At 37.1% G+C, this 13336-nt stretch carries 11 protein-coding genes and 1 other annotated feature; of the genes, 6 read left to right on the forward strand and 5 right to left on the reverse strand.

Features of this window, described 5'->3' with window-relative positions; genetic code table 11:
• Window positions 1-490: 490 nt before the first annotated feature.
• The 3 genes from pheT to BW724_RS15880 all read right to left on the reverse strand — a co-directional run bounded on the left by pheT (window position 491) and on the right by BW724_RS15880 (window position 5566).
• Window positions 491-2911, reverse strand: coding sequence for a phenylalanine--tRNA ligase subunit beta (gene pheT / locus BW724_RS15870; protein WP_088076157.1), 2421 nt, complete (start codon window positions 2909-2911; stop codon window positions 491-493).
• Between the two features lie 27 nt (window positions 2912-2938).
• Window positions 2939-3973, reverse strand: a complete 1035-nt coding sequence (gene pheS / locus BW724_RS15875; protein ID WP_088076158.1) for a phenylalanine--tRNA ligase subunit alpha — start codon at window positions 3971-3973, stop codon at window positions 2939-2941.
• Between the two features lie 517 nt (window positions 3974-4490).
• Window positions 4491-4733, reverse strand: a binding site (T-box leader).
• An 80-nt stretch (window positions 4734-4813) separates the two neighbouring features.
• Window positions 4814-5566 carry a TrmH family RNA methyltransferase gene (locus BW724_RS15880; protein WP_088077973.1) on the reverse strand — a complete coding sequence of 251 codons (753 nt, stop codon included), beginning with the start codon at window positions 5564-5566 and terminating at the stop codon, window positions 4814-4816.
• A gap of 169 nt (window positions 5567-5735) precedes the next feature.
• Between BW724_RS15880 and sspI the strand changes: the two genes are divergently transcribed.
• Together sspI and BW724_RS15890 are read left to right on the forward strand one after the other, a co-directional pair.
• Entirely contained in the window at window positions 5736-5942 is a 207-nt protein-coding gene (gene sspI / locus BW724_RS15885; RefSeq protein ID WP_088076159.1) for a small acid-soluble spore protein SspI, read from the forward strand.
• A gap of 121 nt (window positions 5943-6063) precedes the next feature.
• On the forward strand, window positions 6064-7581 hold the full coding sequence (locus BW724_RS15890) for a BCCT family transporter (RefSeq protein ID WP_088076160.1): 1518 nt from the start codon (window positions 6064-6066) through the stop codon (window positions 7579-7581).
• A gap of 103 nt (window positions 7582-7684) precedes the next feature.
• Here BW724_RS15890 and BW724_RS15895 read toward each other — a convergent pair whose 3' ends face one another.
• Complete coding sequence (locus tag BW724_RS15895; protein WP_088076161.1) at window positions 7685-8761, reverse strand: M42 family metallopeptidase; 1077 nt, start codon at window positions 8759-8761, stop codon at window positions 7685-7687.
• Between the two features lie 192 nt (window positions 8762-8953).
• Window positions 8954-9457 carry a dUTP diphosphatase gene (locus BW724_RS15900; RefSeq protein ID WP_088076162.1) on the reverse strand — a complete coding sequence of 168 codons (504 nt, stop codon included), beginning with the start codon at window positions 9455-9457 and terminating at the stop codon, window positions 8954-8956.
• Window positions 9458-9692: 235 nt separating this feature from the next.
• Between BW724_RS15900 and BW724_RS15905 the strand changes: the two genes are divergently transcribed.
• The 4 genes from BW724_RS15905 (at window position 9693) to ligD (ending at window position 13329) form a co-directional block, all read left to right on the forward strand.
• Window positions 9693-10100: a sigma-w pathway protein ysdB gene (locus BW724_RS15905; RefSeq protein ID WP_176371436.1), complete on the forward strand. Its 408-nt coding sequence runs from the start codon at window positions 9693-9695 to the stop codon at window positions 10098-10100.
• A 108-nt stretch (window positions 10101-10208) separates the two neighbouring features.
• Complete coding sequence (locus BW724_RS15910; protein ID WP_088076163.1) at window positions 10209-11075, forward strand: non-homologous end joining protein Ku; 867 nt, start codon at window positions 10209-10211, stop codon at window positions 11073-11075.
• Between the two features lie 21 nt (window positions 11076-11096).
• Complete coding sequence (locus BW724_RS15915; protein ID WP_088076164.1) at window positions 11097-12044, forward strand: ATP-dependent DNA ligase; 948 nt, start codon at window positions 11097-11099, stop codon at window positions 12042-12044.
• A 28-nt stretch (window positions 12045-12072) separates the two neighbouring features.
• Window positions 12073-13329 carry a non-homologous end-joining DNA ligase gene (gene ligD / locus BW724_RS15920; RefSeq protein ID WP_088076165.1) on the forward strand — a complete coding sequence of 419 codons (1257 nt, stop codon included), beginning with the start codon at window positions 12073-12075 and terminating at the stop codon, window positions 13327-13329.
• Window positions 13330-13336: the final 7 nt, after the last annotated feature.

Below are 13336 nucleotides of genomic sequence, written 5' to 3' on the forward strand. Positions count from 1 at the left end.
TGAGGGATCGGGTATGAGATTTTGTTTTTTCTAATTTTCATACCTGATCATGCGGCGATCTGGTATGAGATTTTGTTTTTTCTATTTTTCATACCTGATCAAGCGTCGAAACCCCAAAATAGGTTTATGGTAACAGGAGAAATTACCCTTATTTAAAATTCAGCACCGAAAATAGTGAAAATAGATGAGAAATTCCCGCTAATAACTTGAAAACCATGAAAATTTGATTCCAGAGTGTAGCTTAAAGGGAAAAACTACCCTTGTTTACCCTTATCCAATATAGATTCTGCAGCTTAAAGGAAAATCTCCCCATATCCCATATTTTAAGAATCCTTAGCTCCATATTTAAAGAGATTGTTTAAGATAAAAAAACGAGACAAATTCACTATGTGAAAATGTCTCGTTTTTGCTATATAAGTTTTAGTTTTCTACCTCTAAACGGAACTACTTACTCAAAAGTAAATAGCCTTGTTCTTACTATAACTAGAATTTAAGATCGCAAAGTCGCGCCTAGTTTTTCTTTTAATCCTTCTAATACTTTCTCATGGACAGTTGTAACTTCATCTTCCGTTAATGTTTTCTCAGGGTCTTGATACCTTAAGGAGAAAGCAAGTGATTTCTTCCCTTCTTCCAGGTGCTCCCCTTGATATAAATCGAAGAGTTCTACATTTTTCAAAAGTGGGCTACCTAATGCTACAATTTGCCGCTCCACATCTTCACTCTTCACTTTTTCGTCAACAACAAGGGCAATGTCACGCTCCATTGCTGGATAACGAGGAATTGTATCATAACGTACTTCCTTAGAAGGCTCAGACAAGACGTATCTTAAATCAATTTCAAAGACATAAGTCTCTGGAAGTGACCATTCTTTCGCAACAACTGGGTGTAATTGTCCAACAATACCTACTTGGAAACCATCTAATTCCACAATGGCTGTTCTTCCTGGGTGGAATCCTTTTGGTTCTCCTTGAACAAATCTGAGTTCACCTTGAACATTTAATTCCGCAAATATCCCTTCTACAATACCTTTCGCTACAAAGAAGTCCACTACCTTTTTCTCTGCTTGCCAGCTATGCTCATGCCACACACCCATCAAAGCACCAGATAGTAAAGTCTTTTCATCTGGCTGTTTACTTGCTGACTCTTCATCAGTATGAAAAACAGAGCCCATTTCATATACACGAACATTAGGCATACTTCGATTCTTATTGTGACTCAACACTTCTAATAAGTGTGGTATTAATGTAGTCCTTAAAGTACTACGGTCTTCACTCATTGGGAGTGCTACTTTTACTCGATGAGATACAGACTCTGTGAAAAACGCTTCTTTCTCTGCTGTAGTTAATGAATAAGTAATTGCCTCATGTAGTCCAGAATTTTCTAGGAATCTTTTAAGCTTCCTCTTTTTTGCCTGCACTACTGTCAATCCGCCTGGCGTAGTCGCTGTGTTCGGTAAAGTTGTTGGAATATTATCATAGCCATACAACCTCGCAACTTCTTCTATAATATCCGCAGCAATGACAATATCCTGTCTTCTTGTAGGAACAGAAATAGTAAAATTGTTACCAGCGACAGTTGCTTCAAATTTTAGCTTACTAAAAATACTCATTACAGTATCTGTATCTATATCGGTTCCTAATAGTCCGTTAATTTTGTCTAGACTGATGTTGATTTTCTTTTCGCTTCTATCAAGTTCATCATAAGCAACAACCCCTGACAAAACTTGACCACCAGCAAGTTCAGCAATCATGGCAGCAGCTCTCTCACCAGCTTTCTTAACACGATTTGGGTCCACTCCCTTCTCAAAACGGGCGCTTGCATCACTTCTAAGACCTAAATCTCTAGAAGCTTTGCGTACAGTAGACCCTTTAAAATATGCCGCTTCTAAGAGTATATTTTTTGTATCATCTTGAACCTCTGAATCTGCACCACCCATGACACCAGCCAATGCTACTGGCTCAGATCCATTTGTAATCACTAAATACTCATCAGAGAGCGTACGTTCAACGTCATCTAGGGTCACCATTTTTTCCCCATTATTAGCTAGACGTACTAACACTTCCTTTGACCCAAAGCGATCATAATCAAAGGCGTGAAGAGGTTGTCCGTATTCTAATAAAACATAGTTTGTAATATCTACAACATTGTTTATTGGACGGATACCAGAAGCCATCAATCTTGTTTGAAGCCATAACGGAGATGGTGCAATAGTTACATCTTTAATCATGGTGGCACCGTAATATGGATTGTCTTCATTTGCTTCAACATTTACAGAGACATAATCAGATCCCTTTTCAGATGCTTCGCTTAGGTTAACTTCAGGAAGCTTTACATCACGACCTAAAATTGCAGCAACTTCATACGCTGTTCCAACTAAGCTTAAGCAGTCTGCACGATTCGCAGTAAGATCTAATTCTAGGACAGCATCATCTAAGCCTAAAAGTGCAAGAGCATCGCTGCCTGGTGTAACTTCTGTTGGGAAATTGAAAATTCCTTCTGCAAATTCTTTAGCAACAACTTTCCCTTCAAAACCAAGCTCCTGTAAGGAACAAATCATCCCCTCTGACACTTGACCTCGAAGTTTTGCCCGCTTAATTTTCATTCCCCCTGGTAACCTTGCCCCAACCTTTGCTACAACCACATATTGATCTGCCCCAACATTTGCTGCTCCACAAACGATTTGGACTGTTTCCTCTTCCCCAATATCTACTTGGCATAGGTTCAATTTATCAGCCTCTGGATGCTTCTCACATGCAAGGACTTTACCAACAACAATATTTTTTAACCCTTTGTTCATTACGTGAACAATATCAACCTCTACACCACTTCTTGTCAATTTTTCAGCAACTTCATGTGGCGTTAAGTCATCTAATTCAATATAGTCTTTTAACCATTTATATGATACAAGCACATTTGTTCCTCCTTTAACTTTCTTTCATTAAACCCTTTTGAATTGTGATAAAAAGCGAGTATCGTTTGTGTAGAAATGACGGATATCGTCTACACCATATTTCAACATGGCGAACCGTTCAACACCCATTCCGAAGGCAAAACCTGTATATTTTTCTGGGTCAAAACCACTCATGCGTAACACATTTGGGTGAACCATTCCTGAACCTAATACTTCAATCCAACCTGTTTGCTTACACGTACGACACCCTTCTCCACCACAGATCGCACAGGAAACATCTAGCTCTGCTGAAGGTTCCGTAAATGGAAAATAGCTAGGACGCAAACGGATTTCACGCCCTTCTCCAAAATAACGTTTTACGAATTGCTCGAATATCCCTTTCAAATCACTCATTCTTATATTTTCATCGATCACTAATCCTTCAATTTGCATAAATTGATGGGAATGAGTAGCATCATCTTCATCACGACGGTATACTTTACCAGGACAAATAATTTTTACAGGCCCTTTCCCTTCATGCTTTTCCATCGTACGTGTTTGTACTGGCGATGTTTGTGTTCGAAGTAAAAGATCATTTGTAATAAAGAAAGTATCCTGCATATCTCGTGCTGGATGGTGCTTCGGTAGGTTCAATGATTCAAAGTTATAGTAATCTGTTTCTACTTCAGGTCCTTCTGCAACAGTAAAACCCATTCCGATAAATACATCCTCGATTGTTTCAACAACTGTAGTTAAGGGGTGACGGCTACCTTTACTAATAGGCCTCCCTGGCAATGTTACATCAACACTTTCTTCCTTGAGCTTAGCGGATAGCGCTTCTTCCTCAAGCTTTTGCTCTTTTTCTTCAATAAGTGCTGTCACTGCTTCACGCACATCATTTGCAACTTGCCCAACTTTTGGACGCTCTTCTTTAGAAAGCTTCCCCATCCCTTTCATTACTTCTTGAATTGGACCTTTCTTTCCTAAGTAAGCAATTCTTAACTCTTTAAGGTCTTTAAGGTTTGTAGCTTCTTTTACCTTGTTTAACGCTTCGTCCTTTAGTTCTTGTAGACGATCTAACATACTATTTTTCCTCCTTTTATCCTTCAAAGCTTTATTTAATGGCTCTGTTATTCATCAATGTTGATTTTCACTATTGTCGGTTCCAATTAAAAAATTTTCACTGTAGATTATTTAAGAAATGGGCTCTGTTAAAGGATAGTGTTGAATTTAACACTTTCGATTTTTTGTGTAAGGTACACCTGTCTCTTCCTCTACGAGCAAATGCTTCGTAGCGTATCCGTCGAGACAACTCGCAGCATACTCGTGATGTTTGTGCTCGTTCCTGCGGGATTAAAGGCAGGGGTAAGACCCCGCAGATGCAGGAGGCAGGACGCCGACATTACGCCGTTGCCCACAGGAAGTGGGCAAGTTCTTAGGCGGAATTTGGAGGAGGCTTACCAGCCTCCCGCGGCAAAGAAGACACTGCGAAGAATGAGCAGATGTCGCACTTGTACCTTGCGTGAAAGCGAGTACCAGTAACAAAAAATCAACATCTAAATTTAACAAAGCCTAAGAAATAAAAAAAAGCTTCGTTCCCAGAAGGGACGAAAGCTCGCGGTACCACCCTTGTTAATGGTTGGCTTCCATAAAGAAATGCCTCCCATTCACTTTAAAGATTTTAACGGAAATCTATCCGGATCACCTTCATAAGATATACTTATGGTCCAGTGTCAACTCCAGAGTGAATTCAACTGTGCTCCACATAGAAATGCTTTCAGTCTAGGACATTTCCTCCCTTAATGGGAACGGTCAGTTTACTACTCTCTTTCATAGTTTTTTCATTATGCAAACTAATTTAAATTTATGCTAATCATTATATAAGTTTTTCCTTGAAATCGCAAACTCTACTTTAAATCTCTATTATCCCCTTAAGTGATAAAGGAGAATACCAGTAGCAATACTTACGTTTAATGACTCAGCTTGGCCGTGTATTGGGATATATAAATTCTGGTCACACAGTTCTAATAAAGATTCTTGTACGCCATTTCCTTCATTCCCCATAATTAAGGCGAAGTTTTCTTGAGGTTCAATAGCATTGTAAGTACTACCAGTTAATGACGTTCCAAATATGGGTATACTCTGATCCCTACATAGTTGAACGGCTTCTTCTAAATTCATTTTTTGAACTGGAACATGGAAAGCTGAACCTTGAGTAGACCGGAGTACTTTCCCATTAAACAAGTCGACTGTTCCATCTCCAAGTATCACTCCATCAACTCCAGCTGCATCTGCAGTTCTTATCATAGCCCCGAGATTACCAGGATCTTGAACCCCATCAATAAATAAAAATTTACCCTTTTCCAGTAAGATATTTTTATTGATTGGCAGGTCACAAATGGCAGCATATCCTTGTGGAGTTTCTGTCTCACAAACTTCCTTCATAACTTTTTTAGTGACGTATACCTCTGAGAGATTCAAGACCTTCCATTCATGAGGAGTTTCTTTCTCTTCCTCAATGAGAAGTTCTTTAATCGGGAGCTCAGCTTTTAGCGCTTCTTCGATGAGATGCACTCCCTCTATTAAAAATTGGCCTGCTTTTTCTCGACCTTTTCTAGTATGTAACTTTTTCCATGACTTTACCTTTGTATTTTGAAGTGATTCAATTACCTCCACCATTCCCTAACTCCCCTCTTGAATAAAACAGCAAAAATATAATCACAAAAGTTCAATGGTGATTATTTCTTTCTATCACATAATCATACCCCATTTCACTCATACTATAACAGACTAAGTAACTAAAATCTGTAAAGTTGTTTACCTACACAAGAAAGGAAGATCTAATATGAGTTTCAATCTACGTGCTGCTATTATGCAGAATATCACTGGAAATAGTGCTGACGAAGTAGAAGCAACTATTGTCGATGCTGTGCAAAGTGGAGAAGAAAAAATGCTACCAGGTTTAGGTGTTCTATTTGAAGTTTATTGGAATCAAGCAAGTGAACAAGAAAAACAGCAAGTAGTAAATGAAATTTCAAAAGGCCTACAATAAAGCAACTTATATCGTTTTTGCTGGAAGAACTGCTATTTAGCAGTTCTTTTTTTGGTTTTATAAAAAGATAAAACGGTTAAAGCGATATAAACTACATTTATTTACTAAAGGGGCCTGTTAAATGAAGCAGTCGATTAAATCTAATACAGTATTTTTGATTTCTGCCGTCTTAGTAATTTCTATTGCACTCTGGGGATTCCTCACCCCTGAACATATGAATAGAACAATGGACGATCTATATCAATTAATTAATAATAGTTTCGGTTGGATTTACGTTCTCAGTACTGCTACAATGATTGGCTTCTGTTTATACTTGGGATTTGGACCATACCGACACATGAAACTAGGTAAATCAACAGATAAACCAGAGTACAGTTATTACTCATGGATTGGGATGTTATTTGCAGCTGGAATGGGTGTAGGTCTTGTTTTTTGGGGAGTTGGGGAACCTTTATCCCATTATGAGAATCCACCAAATGCGGAGTCTCATTCTTCTGAAGCGGGGGAAAGGGGAATAGTATATGGCGTCTTTCACTGGGGGATCCATCCATGGGCCGTATATGCTATTGTAGCCCTTGGTCTAGCATTTGCTAAATTCAGAAAAAACCTTCCTGGGCTCATTAGTTCAAGTTATTTTTCATTACTTGGGAGAAAAATTAATGGTCCCATTGGTTATTCTATAGACATCATTGCAATTATAGGAACAACGGTTGGTATTGCTACTTCGTTTGGACTTAGTACAATTCAGTTAGGGAGTGGTCTTGAACAGCTAATGGGAACTGACAATACCATCACACTGCAACTATTTATCATCATTATTATTACTTGTATATTTATTTTTTCAGTCGTTACTGGAATTAATAAAGGAATGCGTTACTTAAGCAACATTAATTTGTTTATTGCTTTGTTTTTAATGATTTCCGTTATTACCCTTGGTCCAACATTATTTATAATGGAGCATATTCCGAAAACAGTTGGAAACTATTTGAGTGAATTTGTCTCACTAAGTTTTCAAACAACACCATACAGTGATAATGAATGGATTGGTGATTGGACTTTCTTTTATTGGGCTTGGGTCATTTCATGGAGCCCTTTTGTCGGGACGTTTATAGCCAGAATATCCAAAGGGCGTACATTGCAGGAGTTTATATTAGGTGTTTTATTTGTCCCTGCTCTAGTAACTATTATTTGGTTTACAGCGTTTGGAGGATCCGCAGTTTACAACGAAATTGAAGGACACACCTCCATTTCAGAAACTGTATACAAAGAGCCAGAAACAGGCTTATTTCTCTTACTCAATGAATTGCCATTTGGCGTCATTTTAAGTGCCTTAGCATTATTATTGATTAGTATTTTCTTTATTACATCAGCAAATTCTGCAACATATGTGTTAGGAGTTTTTTCTTCCAAGGGGAACTTAGAACCTAGAAATAACGTTCTTGTCATCTGGGGGCTCCTCATCTCTTCCATCGCTGGTGCTATATTAATAAGTGGCGGTATAGATGGTTTACAAGCCCTTGCTATAACCACTGCCCTTCCATTTACATTGTTGATATTGTTGATGATGGTCTCCATGCTGAAGTCACTAAAAAGGGAAGGGAAAAAACTTCATAAAGTTTCTGAAAAAGAAGATTGGTAATCTAGTCTAACGACAATTTTCCAATACAAATATAAAGGCTGTCCCAAAAATATGATTTTGGGACAGCTTCTTATAATGATGACGATAACCCAGCAATTAGCAATTACTCAAACGTAATTGCATCTACTGTCTTGCGGTCTAATTTCTTAATTACTTCAACAATTAATTTAACTGCATTCTCAAAGTCATCACGGTGCAGAATCGCAGCATGTGTATGAATATATCTAGTTGCAATTGTGATGGAAAGGGCTGGAACTCCATTAGCAGTAAGGTGAATTGCTCCAGAATCAGTCCCTCCTGCTGCAACAGAGTCAAACTGATATGGAATATCATTTTCATCTGCCGTATCTGTTACGAAGTCTCGTAGACCTTTATGAGATATCATGGAAGCATCATAAACTAAGATTTGAGGTCCTTTCCCCATTTTTGCCAAGGCGTCCTTTTCAGTTACACCTGGCGTATCTCCAGCAATTCCTACATCAACGCCAAATCCAATGTCTGGTTGAATATGGTGAGCAGATGTTCTTGCACCACGAAGTCCTACTTCCTCTTGAACAGTTCCTACACCATAAACAATGTTAGGGTGTGATTCATCCTTCAAACGTCGAAGAACTTCAATAGCGATGGCACATCCAATTCGATTGTCCCAAGCCTTTGCCATAAGCATTTTCTCATTTTTCATTACAGTAAACTCACATACTGGGACGATTGAGTCTCCAGGGCGAACCCCAAACTCTTGTGCTTCCTCCTTACTTGTTGCACCAATATCGATAAACATATCCTTTTTATCAACTGGTTTCTTTCTAGCTTCTGGAGGAAGAATATGTGGAGGCTTTGAACCAATCACACCTGGCACATTGCCATTACGAGTCATGATTGTAACGCGTTGTGCAAGCATGACTTGCTCCCACCAACCACCAACTGGTTGGAACTTCACAAAGCCTTTATCGTCAATGTGAGTGACCATGAAACCAATTTCATCAAGGTGGCCTGCGACCATTATTTTAGGTCCATTAGCGTCCCCTGTTTTTTTAGCAATTAAGCTTCCTAAATTGTCTGTTTCAATATCATCAGCAAACGGTGCAATGTACTTTTTCATCACATCACGGACTTCACGTTCGTTGCCCGGGATTCCATTTGCATCTGTCAATTCCTTCAACATGGTTAAAATTTCATCCATCTATTATGTACCTCCTTCATTTTTTAGGCTTGTTAAAACATTTAAGCCTACGAAAATAAAAAATATTATGTCACTTACCTATTATAACGACTCCACTGAATATTCTCAAATTACGGAAATCGAAATAATTGAAATTACTTTTCAGAGCCTAGTGTCTAGACTTAGTTATTATTTACAAAAACCTCATGAATATTAATAGCCATTATCTTGTCTATCAAAATTCACGTTGTTTTTCTTTTCATATGCTTTAACAATCTGTTGTTCAGAAAAGTTAAGGGCTGCTCCTAATTGAAGATATGCATGAAATAATGTTGTGTATGAGTTAGAGCTTTTATCCTCTCTGAACTTATGAACTCCATTTAGAACTTCATAAAAGCATGGCACAAGATCTTCTCCTGTTTTTTCCCCTTCACTATTCATATCATAAACCGTGTTTACTTTATCGAAGTCACATTCCAGACCTACAGATAAAATGAAGTGAATACCATCTACATATTCTTCTAATATGATTTCGTTTGGTGAAGGTCCCTTTTCACTCCAAAATTTAAAACATCTTGTTTCATTTGCTAGTTCTGCTAATTCCACATAAAAAGCCATTAATTTCCTATCTAATAAATCTTCATTTCCTAAGTTATGCTTTTTTTCTATGTATGAATCCAATTGCTTTTGCATGTCATACAAACTTCTAAAATCCACTTATAATCCCCTCGATTCTATACATTCACAAAATTATTCTCTTATTATAACAAAAAAATGTACTTTTTCTGAAACCTTATTGTAACTAATACGTAGAAGTAACGAGTATTATAATATATATCAAAAAACACATGAGTTTATAGCTTATAACCACATGCTAAGAGAATTGTATAAATGGCTATCCTGAAAATAGGGTATAGAATAATACAAAGATTCTCTTGAAGGAGAGAGGCATATGATAACTGTTATCATTTTTCGATTATTACTCCTGGTTGCCATAGGAATTATTATCTATAGTATTGGCAAGTATTTATTTGACCCACGGAGAAAATTGGAAGCTGCACATTCTCAAGGCACTTTCCACTTTTTAGATGACCCCAATAACGTTCGAAAAAATTTATTGTTCACCTATAGAGGTGTTTTGTTTGAAGGTGAAAAATTCCTTGGTCCAACAGAAGACTCTTTTGAAGTAACTTCTATACTGATTGGGACAGAAGAGGTCGATAAGCTCCAAGGACTTAGTATTAAAGACTTTCATTTTTTGGAGAAAGAAATTCTCATTCATTACCCAAAAGCTGAAATTGAATGGAAAAGTCCAATGAAAGAATTGATTAAAAAACAAAAGAAGAATCATGAATATTAAAACAAGCTGCTATTAGTAGCTTGTTTTTTATTTAAATCCTCCTCACCTCATTAAAACCCCTTTCTTCGTACATACTATGAATAATTAATGTACGAAGGAGAATCTTCTATGCACACAATTTGGAAAGGCACCATCTCTTTTGGACTCGTTAGTATCCCTATTAAGCTTCATGCAGCAACAGAGAATAAAGATGTTAAGCTAAGAAATCTCCACAAAGATTGTCACGCTCCCATAAAATATGAGAAAACCTGTTCTGAATGCGGAAAAGAAATTTCAAATGAAGAAATCGTCAAAGCTTATGAATACACCGAAGGAAAATATGTGGTCTTAGATGACGAAGAATTGGAAAAACTAAAGAAAGAACAAGAAGAAAAGGCTGTAGAAATAATCGATTTCGTCAAACTTGAAGAAATAGATCCAATTTATTTTGATAGAACATATTATGTAAGTCCTAATGAAGGTGGGTCTAAAGCTTATTCATTGTTACGAAAAGCACTAGCAGATACAGATAAAATTGGTTTAGCTAAAATAACGATTAGATCAAAAGAAAACCTTGCTGCTGTAAGAGTATATGGTAAAACCCTTGTTATGGAGACATTACATTTTCCTGATGAAGTGAGGGATATAAAGAGCGTTCCTAACGTTCCTGATGAAGCTAACATTCAACCGAAGGAATTAGAAACAGCCAAAACTTTAATTGACCATTTAACTGCTGAATTTGACCCATCAAAATATACTGATGACTATCGCTTAGAACTGTTAGAGTTAATTCGAGAAAAGGTTGAAGAAGACAAAGGTGTTACGAAACAAGAGCAAACAAATGTAATTGACTTAATGGAGGCACTTGAAAAAAGTATCGAAAAAGCTAAACCAAAGAAAACAAAAACAACTGCTAAGAAAACAACAAAATCTACTACCACCAAGAAAACAACAAAGAAAACAACAACTAGTAAACAAGAAAAAGCTGCTAAGTAGTTATGATAAGAGGATTTGTTTATGAAACTAAAGCTTATTAAACCTTTTGAACCAGTTAGTGCTGATGAGATTCCCACAGGTGATAATTGGATTTCTCAAATCAAATGGGATGGCACCCGTATTCTAACATACTATGACGGAGATGAAGTAAGGCTTTTTAACAGAAGGAAAAATGAGCGGACCCATCACTTCCCTGAAATTAGTGATATCAATGACTATTGTTCTGCTAATTCCATCATTTTAGATGGGGAGGTAATTGCTCTTGATAAAAATGGAAAGCCCTCCTTTCATGAAGTCATGAAAAGGGATGCGATTCGGAAATTGGAGAAAGTAACGTATATTAAGGACGATGTCCCTGTCTACTATATTATATTTGACGTCCTTTACCTGAATGGGCAATGGATAATAGATAGACCTTTAAGGGAGCGGCAAGAAATACTCTCGAAAGTCATTAACCCAAATAGAAATATACAGTTGGCCAAAAGTCAACTAGATGGAGATACACTTTTTGAAGTAACAAAAGAGCAAGATATGGAAGGAATTATTGTAAAGGACCTCGATAGTCCTTATAAATTGGATAAAAAAGATGCAAGTTGGCTGAAAGTAAAGAATTACCGAGATATTATCGCAGTGATAGGAGGAGTGACTTACCGTGATGACATTGTTAACTCTGTTTTGCTTGGACTATATAATGAAAAAAGACAATTGTTCTTTGTGGGACATGCTGGTACAGGGAAAATGAAGCAGGAGGACTGGGCCAACTTAACAAAGTTAATTAAACCTCTATTGGTGGACGAGCGTCCTTTTATCAATCAACCGGAGCGCTATCAAAATACCCAGTGGGTAAAGCCACATTTAACGGTAAAAATAAAGTATATTGAATGGCCAGTTGGACGCTCCATTAGACAACCTAGTATCCAGGCGTTTACAGACATTCCGCCAAGTGAATGTACTTTACCTGGAATATAGCTCAACTAAACGTGAAAGGGCAGTTCGTATGTTCAATAAGTTTTTTGCTAGAAGAGGTAATTATGAAGGTACCTTTTTTATAATAGGTATGAATAAAGAGACATATGAGTTTGAAGTAGGCATCCTAGAAAATAAAAAAATCGTTCCCCTTGGCTCCTTTTCTAAAGGAGTAAAAGCCGAAGAAAGGGCTGCCCTGATACAGATACTTACTAAACACAAGACAACCTCTAAAGGAAGTCATGTGTCCGTTCAACCTGGAATTTGTATCTACCTTTCATTTAAGGGGATTAAAAATGATAAACTAATAAGTGCTTCCTTTCTCTCTTTTCAATTAAAAAAGGATTGGGAAGAATGTACAGTTGGAAACCTTCTACTACTTAACAAGGATATGAATGATGAGGTTCATATTACTAATCCAAATAAGCCCCTTTGGAATGAACCTTACTTAAATAAAGATTATTATATTTCGTATTTATTTCATATGTCTCCCAATATATTACCTTTCTTAAAAGACCGCCTATTAACCGTTATTCGATATCCCCATGGAGTAAATGGGGAATCTTTTTATCAAAAAAGTTGTCCTGAATATGCACCTTCCTTTATAAAAACAAAGAAGTCAGAAGATATTCATTATATCCTGTGCAACGACACCAGCTCTCTTATTTGGTTGGGGAATCAACTAGCCATTGAGTATCACATCCCCTTTGAAACAATAAAAACAAATTATCCAATAGAAATCATTTTTGATTTAGACCCACCATCAAGAGATTACTTCCCTTTAGCTGTATATGCAGCCAAAGAGATGAAAATTCTCTTTGATAAATTCCAAATAAAAAGTTTTCCAAAGCTCTCGGGTGGGAAGGGGCTTCAAATCCATATACCTGTAATGGACAGTCCCTTCACCTATGAAGAAACGCGTCATTTTACAGAGTTTATTGCGAAATACTTGGTAGAAAAATTCCCTGAGAAATTTACAATTGAGCGAATGAAAAAGAAGCGTGGGAAAAAGCTGTATATCGATTATGTACAGCATTGGCATGGGAAAACGATAATTAGTCCATATTCCCTAAGGGCTAGGGATAAGCCTACAGTGGCTGCCCCATTATATTGGAGCGAGGTAGATGAAAAGTTAGATCCAAATGATTTTACACTCTTTACAATGCAAGATAGGATAAAAAAAGGCTGTCCATTCTTGGAAGAAAACTATTTTGATACTTATAACGAGAATCTAGAAGATCTTATTCATACATTAAAAAACAAAACAAAGAGGCTTGGATATAAATAAGTGTTTA

This window comes from Litchfieldia alkalitelluris, assembly GCF_002153425.1.
GTDB lineage: Bacteria > Bacillota > Bacilli > Bacillales > Salisediminibacteriaceae > Evansella > Evansella alkalicola.